Annotated in this window: 12 protein-coding genes; 10 read left to right on the top strand and 2 right to left on the bottom strand. The window is 75.8% G+C overall.

Translation table 11 applies throughout. The annotated features are described in order from the left end of the window. The first annotated feature begins 34 nt into the window (after positions 1–34). Entirely contained in the window at positions 35–1,330 is a 1,296-nt protein-coding gene (locus FN207_RS25785; protein WP_142461315.1) for a wax ester/triacylglycerol synthase domain-containing protein, read from the top strand. 222 nt (positions 1,331–1,552) lie between these two features. Here FN207_RS25785 and FN207_RS25780 read toward each other — a convergent pair whose 3' ends face one another. Continuing rightward, positions 1,553–3,982 (bottom strand): phosphoketolase family protein, encoded by a 2,430-nt coding sequence (locus FN207_RS25780; protein ID WP_142461314.1) that lies wholly within the window; start codon positions 3,980–3,982, stop codon positions 1,553–1,555. Between the two features lie 662 nt (positions 3,983–4,644). Here FN207_RS25780 and FN207_RS25775 point away from each other — a divergent pair. Then, complete coding sequence (locus tag FN207_RS25775) at positions 4,645–5,559, top strand: ABC transporter ATP-binding protein (RefSeq protein ID WP_142461313.1); 915 nt, start codon at positions 4,645–4,647, stop codon at positions 5,557–5,559. 74 nt (positions 5,560–5,633) lie between these two features. Then, on the top strand, positions 5,634–7,199 hold the full coding sequence (locus FN207_RS25770) for a hypothetical protein (protein ID WP_221888412.1): 1,566 nt from the start codon (positions 5,634–5,636) through the stop codon (positions 7,197–7,199). A gap of 129 nt (positions 7,200–7,328) precedes the next feature. On the opposite strand, the gene FN207_RS25765 is transcribed toward FN207_RS25770, so the two are convergent. Beyond that, entirely contained in the window at positions 7,329–9,737 is a 2,409-nt protein-coding gene (locus FN207_RS25765) for a phosphatase PAP2 family protein (protein WP_185938588.1), read from the bottom strand. A 288-nt stretch (positions 9,738–10,025) separates the two neighbouring features. Between FN207_RS25765 and FN207_RS25760 the strand changes: the two genes are divergently transcribed. From FN207_RS25760 to FN207_RS25730, 7 genes are all read left to right on the top strand, one after another. Further along, positions 10,026–11,540: a lipopolysaccharide kinase InaA family protein gene (locus tag FN207_RS25760; RefSeq protein WP_185938587.1), complete on the top strand. Its 1,515-nt coding sequence runs from the start codon at positions 10,026–10,028 to the stop codon at positions 11,538–11,540. 56 nt (positions 11,541–11,596) lie between these two features. After that, the gene (locus tag FN207_RS25755; protein ID WP_142461309.1) at positions 11,597–12,118 is read left to right on the top strand and encodes a flavodoxin domain-containing protein; all 522 of its coding nucleotides are present in this window, start codon (positions 11,597–11,599) and stop codon (positions 12,116–12,118) included. A gap of 1,225 nt (positions 12,119–13,343) precedes the next feature. Further along, positions 13,344–14,129 (top strand): sensor histidine kinase, encoded by a 786-nt coding sequence (locus FN207_RS25750; RefSeq protein ID WP_142461308.1) that lies wholly within the window; start codon positions 13,344–13,346, stop codon positions 14,127–14,129. A gap of 39 nt (positions 14,130–14,168) precedes the next feature. Beyond that, positions 14,169–14,345: a LuxR C-terminal-related transcriptional regulator gene (locus FN207_RS27445; RefSeq protein ID WP_142461307.1), complete on the top strand. Its 177-nt coding sequence runs from the start codon at positions 14,169–14,171 to the stop codon at positions 14,343–14,345. 95 nt (positions 14,346–14,440) lie between these two features. Further along, on the top strand, positions 14,441–14,656 hold the full coding sequence (locus FN207_RS25740) for a hypothetical protein (RefSeq protein WP_142461306.1): 216 nt from the start codon (positions 14,441–14,443) through the stop codon (positions 14,654–14,656). 13 nt (positions 14,657–14,669) lie between these two features. Then, on the top strand, positions 14,670–16,019 hold the full coding sequence (locus FN207_RS25735) for a flavin monoamine oxidase family protein (RefSeq protein ID WP_142461305.1): 1,350 nt from the start codon (positions 14,670–14,672) through the stop codon (positions 16,017–16,019). 196 nt (positions 16,020–16,215) lie between these two features. Then, a partial coding sequence (locus FN207_RS25730) for a response regulator (RefSeq protein WP_281282174.1) occupies positions 16,216–16,557 on the top strand: 342 nt, incomplete at its 3' end.

Raw genomic sequence — 16,557 nt, 5'->3', positions numbered from 1 at the left:
CGGCGTCCTCCGCGCGAGCGCGGAGGACCTGGGCATGCAGGCCCTCGGAAGGGGCGGCCCGTCGCCGATGCAACTGGGTGCCGTGCTGGTCCTCGGTCCGCCCGCCGGCGGCGACGGCGACGGGGAGGAGCTCACCCGCGTCGTCGCCGAGCGGCTGGGCGGCGTGCGGCGCCTGCGCCAGCGGCTGGTGCGGGTACCGCCGGGCGCGGGCCGGCCGGTCTGGGCCGACGACCCGCACCCCGACCCGCCGGCGCACGTCGGTACCGCCGCGTGCCCGCACCCGGGCGACACGCAGTCCCTGCTCGACCTGGCCACCGAGCTGGTGGCGCACCCGCTGCCGGCGGACCGCCCCGACTGGTCGGCGGTCGTCGTCCCGGACCTGCCCGGCGGCCGCAGCGCGGTGGTCGTCGTCCTGTCCCACGTCCTCGCCGACGGGATCGGCGGGCTCGCCCTGCTGGCCTCCCTCGCCGACGGCGGTCCGCCGCCCGACCGCACACCGCCCCGTCCGCTGCCGCCCTACCGGTCCCTCGTGGCGGACGCCTGGCGCAGCCGCGTCCGGTCCCTCGCCGGCTGGCGGAGCGCCGCCGCGCTCGTGCGGGACGCGGCCCGGTCTGCCGGTGGCCTCCGCCCACCCCGGGCCGCGCCCTGCAGCCTGCTCGCCCCCACCGGTCCGCGGCGGCGGACGGCGGCCGTGCAGGTGCCGCTCGAGCCGCTGCGGGCAGCGGCGCACCGGGCCGGGGGCACCATGAACGACGCGCTGCTCGTCGCGGTGGCGGGGGCGCTCGGCGCCCTGCTGGAGAGCCGCGGGGAGTCGGTGGACCCGGTGGCCGTCACGGTCGTCGTCGCCGGTCGGCGGGCGGCCGGGGTCACCGAGCTGGGCAACGCCACCACCCCGCTGGTCGTCGCCGTCCCGGCCGCAGGAAAACCGGGGGAGCGGTTGCACCGGTTCGCGGGCACGGTCCGGCGGGCTCGGGACCAGGCCGCCGGCCCGCCGCTGACCGCCCTCATGGGCCCGGTCTTCCGGGGGCTGACCGCGGTGGGCGCCTACCGGTGGTGGCTGCGCCACCAGCGCCGCTTCCACACCCTCGTCAGCAACGTGCGCGGCCCCGGCACCGTGCTGACCCTCGCCGGGCGCCCGGTCGAGCAGGTCCTGCCGGTGGCCTCGGGAGAGGCGGGGAACGTCACCGTCTCCTTCGACGCGCTCTCCTACGCCGGCATCCTCACCGTGACCGCCGTCGCCGACCCCGAGCGGGTGCCCGACCTGCCGGTCCTGACCGCCGCGGTCCGCGAGCAGCTGGCCGCGCTGGTCACCCCGGCGCTGGGAGGGTGAGGTAGGTCAGCACCCGCCCCTCCCAGTTGCGGCCGGCGAGCTGGACGCGACGGTGTCGCCGCCGTCGTCGGTGACGGTCACGGTTCCACACTGCCCCGCGCCGGGGCGCGCCCCTTCGCTGTGGGGGCCGCCCTCCACGCTGCCCGGTGAGTCCAGGGCGAGGTACAGCAGCGGGAAGCGGGGTGCACCCGCCGTGGCGTAGCCGGTGTTGGTCCCGTCGTCTCAGCTCCGGTCGGACGACCAGGTCCAGTCCCGCACCTCGGGCAGGTCCTCGAGCGCCTCCACGACGTGCTCGCGGTGCCGGCCCAGCTGCTCGTGGCACAGCCGGGCGAGCCCGTCGCCGCCCTCGGGCACCCGCCGGGACCGGCGCAGTGCCTCCAGGACGAGGTCGTAGCGGCTCATGCGGTTGAGCACCACCATGTCGAACGGGGTCGTGGTGGTGCCGTGCTCGGTGAATCCGCGGACGTGGAACCGGTCGACGTCCGGCCGCCCGTGCAGCAGCGGGTGGATCGCCCGCGGGTGCCCGTGGAAGGCGACGACGACGTCGGCGGTGTCGGTGAACAGGTCGGCGAACCGCTCGGGGGAGAACGCGGCGGGGTGCTCGCCGGGCGGGAGCAGGCCGAGCAGGTCGACCACGTCGACGACGCGCACGCGCAGGTGCGGCACGTGCTCGCGCATCAGCTGCGCGGCGGCGAGGACCTCCATCGTCGGGACGTCGCCGATGGCGGCGAGGACGACGTCGGGTGAGTCGGTGCGGGCCCGGTCGGGTTCCTCGGTGCCGGCCCACTCCCACACCGCGCCGCCGGCCGAGACCAGCGTGCGCGCCTGCTCGAGGTCGAGGAACTGCAGATGCCGCTGCTTGTCGACGACGACCAGGTTGACCCGGTTCCGGCTGCGCAGGCACTCCTCGGCGACGACCAGGGTGGTGTTGGCGTCCGGCGGGAACCAGATGCGCGTGACGTCGGGGGACAGCGGAGCCACGGTGTCGATGAGCCCTGGTCCCTGGTGGGAGAAGCCGTTGTGGTCGTTGCGCCAGGTCGTGCTGGTCAGCAGCACGTTGAGCGAGGGCACCGGCGGGCGGCCCGGCTCCAGCACGGACTGCTGCAGCCACTTGGCGTGCTGCACCACCATCGAGGCGCTCACCATCGCGAACGCCTCGTAGGTCGCGAACAGCCCGTGCCGGCCGGTGAGCGTGTAGCCCTCCAGCCAGCCCTCGCACAGGTGCTCGCTGAGCACCTCCATCACCCGGCCGTGCGGGCCGAGGGCCTCGTCGCCCGGCAGCACCGGCAGCGAGGTGACCCGTTCGGTCACCTCGAAGACCGCGCCGAGCCGGTTGCTGTTGGTCTCGTCGGGCGAGAACAGCCGGAAGTCACCGCCTCCGTCGGCCCGCGCGGTCCGGACGAACAGGTCGCGCAGGTACGTGCCCAGCGGCCGGGTCGTCTCGTGCTGCACGACGCCGGGGGAGGGGACCGCCAGGGCATGGTCGGCCAGGTCGGGCAGCGGCAGCGGGCGGACCCGGTAGTGCGGCCCGCCGGCGCGCGGGGAGGCGGAGATCCGCAGGTCGTCCCGCGGTGTGAGGGCGGCGAGCTCGGGGACCAGCCGGCCGTCGGCGTCGAAGCAGTCCTCGGGCCGGTAGGACCGCAGCCAGGCCTCCAGCTGGGCGAGGTGCTCCGGGTTCTCGCGCACGCCGGCCAGCGGGACCTGATGGGCTCGGAAGGTGCCCTCCACCGGCACGCCGTCGACGGTGTGCGGCCCGGTCCAGCCCTTCGGTGTCCGCAGGACGACGGCCGGCCAGCGCGGGGTGTCCTGCGCGCGGCCCGAACGGGCGGCGTCCTGGATGGCGCGGATGCGGGCGTACGCGTCGGCCAGTGCGGCGTCGAGGTCGGCGAACACACGGGGCGGGTCGTCGCCGGCGACCACGACCGGGTCCCAGCCCTGGCTGCGCAGGTAGCCGCAGACGTCCTCGTCGGAGGACCGGCCGAGCACCGTCGGCCCGGAGATCTTGTAGCCGTTGACGTGCAGCACGGGCAGCACGGCCCCGTCGCGGCGCGGGTCCAGGAAGGCCGGCAGCCGCCACGACGCCGCCAGCGGCCCGGTCTCGGCCTCGCCGTCGCCGACGACGCAGGCCACCAGGAGGTCCGGGTCGTCGAAGGCCGCACCCGCCGCGTGCAGCAGCGCGTACCCCAGCTCTCCACCCTCGTGGATGCCGCCGGGGATGTGCGGCCCCGCGTGGCTGCTCACGCCTCCGGGCGTGGAGAACTGCCGCACCAGCCGGGTCAGCCCGGCCAGGTCTTGCGACACCCCGGGATGCACCTCGCTGTAGGTGCCGTCGAGGTAGGCGCCGGCCAGCACCGCCGGGCCGCCGTGGCCCGGCCCGGTCACCAGCAGGACCTCCTGCCCGGTGCGCCGGATCAGCCGGTTGAGCAGCGCATACAGCATGGTCAGGCCCGGGCTGGTGCCCCAGTGGCCGAGCAGCCGCGGCTTGATCTGCTCCGGTCGCAGCGGCTCGCGCAGCAGCGGGTTGGCGCGCAGGTAGATCTGGGCCGCGGTGAGGTAGTTGGCGGCCGCCCACCAGCGCAGGTCGGGCGCGAGGTCCCCGGTGGGGACGTCCTCGCGGGCGGTGCCGGTGGTCGGGGCCTCGAGGGCGGTCATGGGGAGCCTCTCCGGGGATCGCACGGGTGCCCTCGATCCTGGGGACCGCGGCCCCCTCGCGAGGGTGCCGAAGGTCCCGAGTCCGGGCGCCGTCCGCCCCGGGAGCGGTCCTCCTCCCGATCGTCCGTCGGGCCCTCCGGCTCCCCGGCGGGGTCCTTCGGCGGTGCATCGGCACCGTGCGGCCGACCTGGCGTCGACCTGCCTCCACCACTTCGGATGGCGCAGGAGCCCGCTGCGAGCGGCGCCGGCTCCCGGTGGGACGACGAGCACGAGGAGGAACGCGTAGGGACGAGACTCCGTCGGTTGCCGGGACTGGTCGCGGCCCTCGCCGCGGCGGTCGCCACGACCGGGCTCTCCCGACGGCCCTCCGGGGAACCGGTCGGGGTCGTGACCCTGCGTGGGCGGACCGCGGAGCTGGCGGGCAGCGGGCTCTACGGCCACGACACGGTGTTCATCGCCGCCGGCAACACCGCCGTCGACGCCGTCGTCCTGGCGTTCGGGGTACCGCTGGTGGTCACCGCGTGGATGCAGCACCGTCGGGGGTCGCCGCGGGGATCGCGGCGCAACCGGCTTCCCCGGGGGACACGACGGGGATACCGTTTCCAGCCGGTGCGCCGGGAAGTCTGGTCGGCAGTCGTGTTCCCGACTGCCAGGAGTGCGCCATGTCCGCCACGTCACCGTCGGTCCCTGCGCTGCGCATGGAGGGGCTGAGCAAGCGGTTCGGGACCACCGAGGCGGTGGCCGACCTGTCGCTGGCCGTGCCGCCCGGTGAGGTCTTCGGGTTCCTCGGCCCCAACGGCGCCGGCAAGTCGACCACGATCCGGATGCTGCTCGGGTTGCTGCGGCCGAACACCGGCACGGCCTGGATCTTCGACGTCCCCGCCAGTGACGTCCAGCGCGCGCACCGGCATCTGGCATACGTGCCCGCCGACGTCGCGCTGTGGCCGTCGCTGACCGGCCGGGAGTGCCTGGACCTGCTCGCCGGCGTCGGCCCGGGCACCGACCCCGCCTACCGGGACGAGCTGCTGGAGCGGTTCGCCCTCGACCCCGACCGGCGGGCCCGCACCTACTCCACCGGCAATCGGCAGAAGGTGGCGCTGGTGGCAGCGTTCGCCACCCGGGCTCCGCTGCTCGTGCTCGACGAGCCGACCAGTGGGCTGGATCCGCTGATGGAGCGGGAGTTCCGGGCGTGCATCGCCGAGGCCGCCCGGCGCGGGCAGACGGTGTTCCTCAGCTCCCACCAGCTGGCCGAGGTGGAGGCGACCTGCTCGCGGGTGGGCATCCTGCGCAGCGGCCGGCTGGTCGAGGTGGCCGGATTGGCCGATCTGCGCCGCCTGCACCGCGCCGAGGTCGTCGTCGACCTGGCCGCACCCGCGACCGGGTTGCAGCGCCTGGCCGACCTGCCGGGCGTCGCCGACCTGCGCTGGTCCAGCCCGGTGCGGCTGGAGCTGTCGCTCACCGGCCCGCCGGGACCGGTGCTGCGCGCGCTGGGCGACGCCGACGTGGCTCGCCTGGAGGTGCGGGAACCGTCGCTGGAGGAGATCTTCCTCGACTACTACGGCCAGGCCCCGGCATGACCGCCGGAACGGCGTCGGCTCGCGTGCCGGCGACCGTGCCACGGCCGACACCGGCGCGGTCGGCAGGCCGGACGGTGACCGCGGCCGCGATCCGCCAGGCCCGTCGCGGCACCGCGATCGTCGCGGTGCTGTGCGCCGGCATGACCGCGCTGGTCGCCGTGCAGTACCGCGGGCTGGACGGGGCGCTGGGTGCCGAGTCGCTGACCGCGCTCGCCGAGAACCCGGCGATCCGCACCCTGTTCGGCCCGCCGGTCGGACTCGACACCGCCGGCGGGTTCACCGTCTGGCGGACCGGCACCGTGCTCGCCGTCCTGGTCGGGATCTGGGCGGCGCTGACGGCCACCCGGCTGACCCGCGGCGAGGAGGAGGCCGGCCGGTTCGACCTGCTGCTCGCCGGGCGGCTGCGGTTGCAGGCTCTGGTCGCCCGGGTGCTGGTCGTGGTGCTGGTCGCCGCGGCGGTGATCGGTGTCGCCGGCGCGCTCGGCCTGGTGCTCGCCGGGACGCCGGTGGCCGGGGCGGCGGTGTTCGGTGCCGGCCTGGCCGGCACCGGCATGATCGGCGCGGCGCTCGGCGTGCTGGCCGGACAACTGTTCCCCGAGCGGCGTTCGGCGTCCGGGCTGGCCGTGGCGGTCCTGCTCGCCGGCCTGCTCGCCCGGATGGTGTCCGACGGCGTGCCGGCCCTGGAGTGGCTGGCGTGGGGCACGCCGTTCGGGTTGCTGGGTCGGTCGGCGCCGTTCGCCGCCGACCGGGCCCTGCCGCTGCTGGTCCTCGGCGTTCTGGTCACCGCGGTCGCCGTGCTCGCGGTGGCGTCGGCCGCCGGGCGTGACGTCGGCCGCGGCCGGGTGGCCGGGCGTGATCGCCGTGCCCGGCCGAGCCGGCTGCTCACCGGCCTGAGCGGCCTGGCCGTGCACCGCACCCGTCGACCGCTGGCCGGCTGGGCCGCCGGCGCGGCGGCCTACTTCCTGCTCATCGGGCTGCTGGCCACGTCGATGACCGAGTTCCTGCGGGACAACCCGGCCTTCGCCGACCTGGCCGCGCAGGCCGGGTTCGCCCAACTGGGATCCGTGCAGGGCTACGTGGCGGCGTTGTTCACCCTGCTCGCCGTGGTGCTCGGCGCGTTCGCCGCCGCCCGCGTCGCGGCGACCGCCGGGGACGAGATGGCCGGCCGGCTGACACTGCTGTTCGCGCTGCCGGTGCACCGGGCCCGGTGGGCGGTCACCGAGGCCACCGTCGTCGGGGCGGCCACCGTCGTCCTCGCCGCGGCGGCCGGTGCGGCCGCCTGGGCCGGAGCGGCGTGGGTCGGTGCCGGCCTCGGGCTGGGGCAGGCGCTGGCCGGCGCGCTGGCGGGATTGCCGGTGGGGCTGCTGTGTCTGGGGGCGGCGTTGGCCGCGCTCGGCTGCGCGCCGTCGGCGGTGCTCGCCGTCGGCGTCACCCCGGCGGTCGGCGGATACCTGTTGCTGGTGCTGACCGACACCTTCGGCTGGCCCGGCGTGGTCCGCTGGTTCTCCCCGTTCGCGCACCTGGCCGACGTGCCGGCCGAACCGTGGAACGCCGCCGGTGCGGCCGGGATGGTCGCCGTCGCGGTGCTGCTGGCCGCCGCCGGATGCCTGCGCTACGTCCGCCGGGACCTGCGCAACTGAAGCGAGTGGCCGGCGGCGGCTGTCCCGGCACGGTCGGGGTCCGGCCCCACCGTGGGAAGCGGCTCTCGTCGATCATCAGGACGCCCGCCGGGACCTCGTCGCCTCGCGGCGCGGCTGAGGGCGACACCCTCATGGCAGGGTCCGTCCCACGGCGGGGTGTGCCCGCAGGTCCACCGCCAGGCCGACGGCGGCGGGCAGCCAGGTCGTGAGGGACCGCGTCACGACGACGGCGGCACACGCCGCGGCCACCGGCATCCCGAGCACCCCGAGCAGCAGGACGAGGACCGCCTCGGGCATGCCGGGCACGTCGGCGACGGGCACGGCGGTCCGCACGAGCCGCAGGGCAGCGGAGACGCCGGCGACGGCGAGCACCGGCACCCCGCCGCCGGCCGCCTGGACCGCGCCGGCCAGGACGGCGGCCTCCAGGGCGACGGCCGCCCCCGCCCAGCCCAGCACGGCCATCCGCTGCCGCCACGGAACCGGAGGACCCGGCGGGACTGGTGGGGCCGGATCGGCGGCGGGGCGGCGGGCCAGGAGCTGTCCGGTACCCACCATCAGCCACGCGGCCAGCCCGGCGGCCGCCGCCGGCAGCGCCGCGGCCGGTGACTGCCAGTCCGGGGACACGCCGTCGACGGCGGCGAGCAGGAGTGCGGCGACCGTGACGACGGCCGCCCCGACGAGGCCCGCGAGCGCGGTGCGGACCGTCGCCGCGTGCGCGGCCGCCGACAGCAGCCCGGCCCGCTCGAGCAGCCGGGCGCGGGCGCGGCGCTCGCCGTCCCGGCCGCGGAGGAGCCCCACGTCCCGGGCGACCAGCGTGACGACGAGCGCCCGGCCGACGGACACCTGCCGGTCGGCGGCGTGCCGGACGGCGGTTGCCCGCGCCAGGGCCGCAGCCGCGGCCAGCAGCACGGCGCCGCCCAGCCAGCGCCACCCCTCCGGCCCGACGCTGTCGAGGGTCGCCCCGACGCCCGCGGCGACCGCCGGTCCCGCGAGCGCGACGGCGCAGCCCACGGCCACCAGCACGCGCGCCACCGGCCCCGCGGGCGGGAACACCGGCCGCTCCGGGTCGGGCAGGCCGAGCCGGGCGTGGACGGCGGCGCGCACGGCGTCCAGACGGGACGGCTCGGCGCGCGACCGCCGCCGCGTCTCCGACGACAGCGCCAGCGGGGTCAGCGAGGGCAGTGCCGCCGCGACCGCCTCGTCCCCGAGGACATCGGTCGCGGTCGTGACGAGCACCGCCGGGTCGCTGCCCGCGAGCTCGGGTGCGGCGGCCAGTGACGAGAGCAGCTCGGCGACGTCGACGGCCGTCTCGTCGTCGGTCGCGCCGGTGCGCGCGTTGCCGAAGTCGACCAGCCACGGTCGGCCCGTCCGGTCGACGAGCACGCTCGACGCCACGAGGTCGCGGTGTGCCACGCACGCGCCGTGCATCCGGGCGACCTGGGTCCACACCTCGCGGAGCAGGCCGGGGGTCAGTTCCGCCGGGTCCAGCGCGTCGAGCGGCCGGCCGTCGACGTGCTCCTGGACGACGACGGCGTCCCCGGACCCGCCGCGGGCCAGCAGCACCGACGGCACGCGCACTCCCCGCCGCTCCACGGTGAGAGCGGCCACGGCCTCGTGCTCGGCCTGGTACCCCAGCGGCGCGAGGGCGTCGGCGTCCTTCACGTCGCCGACGGCGAACACCCGCCACAGCCGGTGCAGCCGGTCCCGTTCGTGCCGGTCGGGCTCCAGGTACTTCACGTACAGCTGGCGGCCGTCGGCGTCGACCGCCTCGAACGGCTGCGAGCTGCGGGCCCGCACCGACGCCGGGACCACGCCGCTGACCGGCAGTCCGAAACGCCGCAGCAGGTCCTCGACCCGCGCCGGCGGCACCTCGCGCGCCGGTACGCCGGCCACCCAGTGCACCAGGGACCCGATGGCCCAGCCCAGGGCCACGCCGCCCACCACGTCGAGGGGCAGGTGGGCCCCCACGTACACGCGGGCGAGCGCGACCGACCAGGCCAGCGCCCAGGCGACCCGGCGCCCGCGCCGGGTCAGGTACGGAGCGGCGGCGGTGGCCAGGGCCGCGGCCACCGCCGAGTGCCCGGAGACGAAGCCGGCCCCGCCGACCGTGCCCTCGTGGAGCACTGCGCCGACCGGCAGGCCCGCGGGCCGCTCGCGACCCACCAGCGTCTTGACCAGGTCGGCGGCCAGGTAGGCGGCCAGCCCGGACACCAGCAGGTCGCGGGCCAGGCGCAGGCGGCGCCGCAGCAGGGCGAGCAGCGCGAGCGCCGGGACGGCGAGGACGTTGCCCAGCTGCATGACCAGCCAGACGGCCGGCAGCACAGCGGCCGGCAGGTCGTTGAACAGCCGGAACAGGTCCCGCTCGACGAGCGGGAGCCGTCCCTGCTGCGCGATCAGGACGCCGGCGTAGACGACGAGCAGACCGAGGGCCACGCGCACCAGGTCGGTCGGCAGCCGCTCCGGGCGCAGCCGGGAGCTGCGCGGCGGGCGACGGGGAGCGGGCGCCGCTGTCCGTTCCGGGACGGTGCGCGAGGTCACGCGACCAGTCCAGTCCGGGACAGGCGCCGCCGGGCAGGGTCCTCCGGCCCCTCGGGACGTGCCGCCCGACCCGCGCGGGGCAGGGACCGCGCGGCCGAGCCTGGTCCTGTGACCGACGTCGGACCGGCCGTCCCCGTCCTCGAGGAGCCCGCGGGACCGCGTCTCCACGCCGTGCGGCCCCGACGCCCGTCCTGGCCGGCGGGTACCGCCCGTCGCCGCCCCTCGGGCCGTGACCGGTTGCTGCCGCGGCACGTGCCGGCCCCGGTGTGGGGGTGGACCGCCGTTCTGGTGGCCGCAGCTCTGCTGCTCGTCCTGGCCGACCGGCCCGGCGGTCTGCTGGGGCTCGACAGGGCCGTCGCCGAGGTGACCGGTCCGCAGCAGCCCCATCGCGGGGCTACTCGTGTCGTACGGGTCGGCACGGTGCTCGGCTACCGCTGCCTGTGGCTGCCCACCGCACTGGTCCTCGTGTGGACGGCGCGGTGGCGCCACCTGCTGGTCTACCTCGGCACCGTGTCGGTGGTCGCGGCGGTGGCGCAGTTGGCCGAGGGCCAGGGCGTGCTGGTGCGGGCGGTCCGCGCCGAGGTGACCGGGACGCCGGCCGCCGTGGAGTTCACCGCCTGGCCGGTCGTGGTGCTGGCGACGGTGTCGGTGGCAACCCTGTACGTGCTGACGCCGTCGGGTCGGGCGCGGCGGTGGGGCTGGGGAGCGGTCGCGGCCCTGGTCATGACCGCCGTCGTGCTGCGCGTCGTCCTGGGGCTGGACGGGCCCTCCGTCGCGATCGCCGCGGCACTCCTGGGCGGCAGCGCCGCGGCCCTGGTGTGCACGGTGCTCGCGCCCGAGGCCGCGTTCCCGGTCGGCTACCGCCGCCGGGTGTCCGCGCACCTGGCGCTGGACGCCGCGCGGACCGCGCGCATCCGGGCCGCCGTCCGCGACCAGCTGGGCGTGGCGGTCACGGCGATCGAGCCCTTCCGGCTCGACGGGTCGGCCGGCTCGACGCCGTGCCGCCTCACCACGGCGGCGGGTCCGGACCTGTTCGGCAAGCTCTACTCGATCACCCACCTGCGATCGGACCGCTGGTACAAGCTGCTGCGCGTGCTCCGGTACGGCCGGCTGGAGGACGAGGCACCGTTCTCCTCCGTGCGTCGGCTGGTCGAGCACGAGGACTACATGCTGCGGCTGCTCCGCGACGGCGGTGTCCGGGTGCCCGAGCCGATGGGCGTGGTCGAGGTCGTGCCCGGCCGCGAGTACCTGCTGGTCACCGAGCTCGTGCCCCGCACCGTCGAGATCCGGCGCTCGCGCCTGGACGACGCGGTCATCGACGACGCCCTGCGGCAGATCGCCCTGCTCTGGTCGGCCGGGGCGGCGCACCGCGACGTCAAGCCCTCCAACGTCCTCGTCCAGGACGAGGCGCGGGTCGTGCTCGTCGACGTCTCCTTCGGCGAGCTGCGACCCAGCCGCTGGCGCCAGGCCGCCGACCTCGCGGGCATGCTGTTCACCTGCGCACTGGTCGCCGGTCCCGAGCGGGTGCTCGACGGGGCACGGCGGCAGTTCACCGACGCGGAGCTGTCCGAGTCCGTCGCTGCCACCTCTCCGCTCACCCTCCCCACGCAGCTGCGTCGGATGCTCGCCGCCGACGGCCGGGACGTGGTCGGGCGCTGCCGCGCGCTGCTGCCGTCCCATCCGCGGATCCGGGTCCAGCGGTGGAGTGCCCGGCGGGTGCTGTTGACCCTGGCGACGGCCGGGGGAGTGGCCGCGGCCGTCGTGCTCGCCGCGCTCAACCTGCGCGCCGGCGGCCTGCTGTGAGTACCGGCCCGCACGCCGGTGCTGCTCCGGACGGGGACGGCGACGGAGGTGCGGCGATGAGCGGGCAGCGCGTCCTGGTCGCGGTGGCCAGCCGCCACGGCGGGACCGCCGGCGTCGCCGGCTCGGTGGCCGACGGCCTGCGCGAGGGGCTCGGGTCCGGCGCCGTCGTCGAGGTCCGGCCGGTGACCGAGGTCGACGACGTCACCGGCTACGACGCGGTGGTCGTCGGGAGCGCCGTGTACCACGGGCACTGGCTGGAGGCGGCGCGGGACATGGTCCTGCGGTGTGCCATCGACCTCTGGGACCGCCCGGTGTGGATCTTCTCCAGTGGCCCGGTCGGGGCTCGCGGGCGGCCCCCGCAGGAGCTGCTCGAGGCCGACGAGGTGCTCGTGCAGACCCGCGCCCGGGAACACCGGGTGTTCGCCGGCCGGCTCGACCGCGCCGGGCTGGGTGCCGCCGAGCGGGCCGTGGCGGGGCTGCTGTTCCTGCCGGAGGGGGACCGACGTGACCCCGCGGACGCCCGGGCGTGGGGTCGGGCCATCGCGGCCTCGCTCACCGCCGGGCAGCCGGGGCGGTGACGTCCCCCGGCAGGCCGAGAGGGGTCACGTCGAGGGGTGGGCGCGCTTCTACGAACGGCGCCGGCCACGTGCACCCATCGACCGCGACATGCGCACCCCGCCACCAGCGGCGCAGGCCCGGCGCGCCGGTCCGTATGCCCCTTTCCGGCGGAATCGGCGACTCCTAGCGTCGATTCATGACTCGGAAGCCACTGCGGTGCCGGTTCGGATTGCACTCCTACGTCCGGCGACACCCGGACGGCGAGGGGCCCTCGAGTCCGGACGACAAGATCTGCCGGCGGTGCGGGAAGCGCACCGGCACCCCGTTCGGAAACGCGCCCTGGGTCTTCCCCGGCTGACGTCCTCGGTGATGGTGGAGGCGTCGGCGGCTCCTGAGACGACCCTGAGATGCCGAGGCCGCCTCACCGCCGGATGCGACTTCGCGACCGGTCGGGGTGCGAAGCCCGAGCGTCCCGTGCACTCCTCGACCCGGCGACGTCGGGCCGGCTGATCCCGCCCGACAACAAGACCGCCCCGGACCTTCCGGTCCTGGGCAGTTCGTCATTCTGGGAAGAATCTCCGCACGATCTCCCGAAGACCTCGCCCCACCCCGGCGAGGGGGCCACGCCTTTGGCGCCACCCCAGGGCCGCGCGTGCTGGCTGTCGGGCCGGCACCCAGCCGCTGCCGCGGCCGTCCGGTCAGGTGACCGGGCGGCTGCTGTTGCTGGCCGGATCTGCGGGGCGGCCCCGCCGCCTCGTGAGTTGGAGCGGCGGGGCCTGACCGCGAGGCGTCCCCCGGGAGGCGTCTGCGGCTGTTCAGGAGTCTCGCGGGGCGGGTGGTCCTGGGCGACAGGGCGGCGGCCTCGGCCGCGGGTGCCGGTGAGCACCGCGCGGCGCCACGGCGGGAAGCTCCACGGTGTGCACCAGCTCGTCGGCGATGTCGCGCACGTTGCGGGTGGCATTCATCGACACCGGAGCGAGTTACCCGGTGAGCCAGAGCCCCCTTCCGGCGACGGTGAGATGACCTGCTCACCGGGACAGACCCCGGACGCTGGAGACCCACGGCTCCTCGGAAGGGGGCGCAGGCAGATGACGATCCTCGCGTGGCTCGTGCGACCGTCGGCTGACGACGGCCCGGGCGCATCCAACGACTCCGGGTGCCGCGAAGCACCGGCGAAGGCAGTGGCGACGGACGGGGCCGGACAGCCATCGCAGGTGCACCCGCTCGCTGCAGGGAGGAGACGCCATGACTGCAACGACAGCCTCCGGGGTTCCACCGTCCGGGGACAGGAGATCCGGGGGCGGTCCTGGCGAGTCGGCGACGACGGGCAACGGGTACACCGGGCCGTCGGCCGCGGCCGACGCCCTGGACCCGGACCCGGACCCGGGCCCGGCCGCGGTGGCGGCGCTGTGGGAGCGCGAGCGGCTGCTCGAGGAGCGGGAGCTCATCGCCGCGGACCTGCACGATCACGTCATCGCCCGGTTGTTCGCCGCGGCGCTGAACCTGGACCGCGTCGTGGGAACGCTGGGTCCCGGACCGCTGGCCGCGCAACTGGAGGTCACCGTCGACGGCCTGGACGAGACCATCTTCCAGTTGCGCCGCATGATCGGCCGGCTGAAGCAGCAGACCCCGCCCGGCAGCGGCGGCGGGGCGGCCCTCGCCGGCCGGCTGCTGAGCGTGCTGGCCGAGGCGTCGCTGGCGCTGGGCTTCGATCCTGTAGTGCGCCTGACCGGGCTCGACGTGCCGTTGCCCGAGGACATCGACGAGGACCTGCTCGCCGTGCTCCGCGAGGCGTTGACCAACGTCGCCCGGCACGCGCAGGCAGCCGGCGCGGAGGTGGAGGTGGCCGCGACCGTCGACCGGCTGACGGTCGAGGTCACCGACGACGGCACCGGGATCGACGCTGCGGCTGCCCGCCGCAGCGGCCTGGACAATCTGGCCCGCCGCGCCCATGACCGCCGCGGCACCTTCTCCGCCGAAGCCCTGCACCGGTCGGGCACCCGGGTGACGTGGACGATTCCCCTCGGCTGAGCTCGGCGCCGCGCAGACGGTCGTCCCGCCACGAGGCGGCTGTCGGACCGGCTCGCGCTGCTGCCCTCGCTGCTGACCGCCGGTGAGATCGCCGCGAAGTTCACCGTCTCGGTGAACACCGTCAAGACCCACCTCCGGGGCATCTACGCCGAGCTCGGCGTCCCCTCCCGGAGCGACGCCGTCACCCGTGCGCGCGACGCCGGGCTGCTGCCCTGAGCGCCTTCGTCATCAGCGGAAGGTGAGGCGGAGGCGCCGCCGTCGCGCGCACGATGGCGAACCACGGGACGCCGACCCGCGACGGGAGGGTGCTGATGCCGGATCGGCGGTACGAGGTGCGGGTCGCCGAGCGGCTGTCTGACGTCGCGCAGTCCGCCCTCGCCGCCGTTGACGTCACCGAGGTGGCCGCCGATCCGGTCATCTCCGGCCTGGTGCGTCACGAGGAGGGACTGCACCAGTTCCTGATGGCGGTTCAGGACCTCGGCCTGCGCATCGTGTCCGTCCAGCCGGTGGCCCCGGACCGACGTTGATGGGAGCTGCGAGATGCCAGATGTCGATGTGGTCGTCGTGGGCGCCGGACTGGCCGGTCTGAGCGCGGCCCGCACGCTGGTGCAGGCCGGCAGGTCCGTGACGGTGCTGGAGGCCCGCGACCGGGTCGCCGGGCGCACGTTGGGAGGCGTTCTCCGCAACGGCGTTCCGGTGGAGATGGGCGGCCAGTGGGTCGGCCCCACGCAGGATGCGGCGCTCGAGCTCATCAGGGAGCTGGACCTGGAGACCTTTCCCACCTACAACGACGGCGAGTCGCTGACCGTGATCGACGGCACCGTCGCCCGGTACGCCGATGAGACCTTCGGACTTCCCGCGGAGTCGGCGATGGAGGTCGGCCGGTTGTGGGAGCAGCTGGAGATCATGGCCTCGACGATCACCACTGCGACACCGTGGAAGAGCGAGGGTGCCGACGACCTCGACCGGCAGACGCTGGACGGCTGGCTCGTCGCCAACACCCACGACAGCACCGCGCGGCGGTTCCTCCGCCTGCTCGTCCCGGCGCTGTTCTCAGCGGAGACCCCGGAACTGTCGCTGCTGCACTTCCTGTTCTACGTCAAGTCCGGCACCAGCCTGCAGACCCTGGCGGCCACCACCGGAGGCGCTCAGGAGGCCCGCGTGATCGGCGGCACCCACCAGGTCTCCGAGCGGATGGCGGCCGGGCTGGGAGACGCGGTCCGGCTGGGCGCCGTGGTCCGGACCATCCGGCAGGACGTGACCGGCGTGGTCGTGGAGTACGAGGGCGGCAGCGTCACCGCCGAGCGGGTGGTCGTCGCCGTGCCCCTGACGCTGGCCGGCCGGATCCGCTACGTTCCGCCGCTGCCCGCCCTGCGCGACGGGCTCACCCAGCAGATGCCGGCCGGATCGGTCATCAAGTTCCAGGTCGGCTACGACACCCCGTTCTGGCGCGAGGACGGGTTGAACGGCTTCGTGCTCAGCCTCGACGACGCGTTCAACGTCGTCCTGGACAACAGCCCGGCCGACGCCTCCTGCGGCGTGCTGGTCGGGTTCCTCGAGGGCAAGCACGCACGCACCGCCGGCCTGCTGAGCCCGGCGGAGCGCCGGGAACTGGTGATCGGTGCGCTGGTGAAGTACTTCGGCCCGCAGGCCGCCCAGCCCTTCGATGTCCTCGAGCAGGACTGGTCGGCCGAGGAGTTCACCCGCGGCTGCTACGGCGGCCGACTCGGAGCCGGCGCCTGGACGCAGTACGGCACGGCCCTGGCCGCCCCTGTGGGCAGGCTCCACTGGGCCGGGGCCGAGACCTCCGACATCTGGAACGGCTACATGGACGGCGCCAGCCGCTCCGGCCGCCGCGCCGCCGACGAGATCCTCGCGGAGCTCCGGTAGACCCGAACGCAGCCGATGGTGGTCGCGCTGACGCTCGACGTGGGGGGTGGGGACCGAGGTCGGCGGGGTCCGTCGGCGTGCCATCCCGGGACCTTCGGCACTGAGTGGAGGGCGGCCCTGGAGCCCTAGCCTCGGTCCGCGGAGGACCCTGGTCCGTCCGACGGGGACGGCCGAGCGGCGGCACGAGGGAGAACCGGTGGACACGCACACGCACCAAGCGCCGATCGCGGTGTTCCTCCTCGACGACCACGAGATCGTGCGCCGCGGCGTGGCCGACGTCCTCGAGACCGACCCTGGGATCAGGGTGGTCGGCGAGGCGAAGAACGCATCCCAGGCGCTCGCTCGAGTGCCGGCGCTGCGGCCCGACGTCGCCGTCCTCGACGTCCGGCTGCCCGACGGCGACGGCGTGTCCGTCTGCCGCGAGCTCCGCAGCCGGATGCCGGACCTCAAGGTCATCATGCTGACCAGCTACAGCGACGACGAGGCGCTGTTCGAGGCCATCATGGCCGGGGCCTCGGGGTACCTGCTCAAGCAGATC

The organism is Geodermatophilus aquaeductus, assembly GCF_900182545.1.
GTDB classification, from domain to species: Bacteria; Actinomycetota; Actinomycetes; order Mycobacteriales; family Geodermatophilaceae; genus Geodermatophilus; species Geodermatophilus aquaeductus.
The sequence above is the reverse complement of the archived record's forward strand: the minus strand, read 5'-3'. Positions and strand labels throughout refer to the sequence as shown.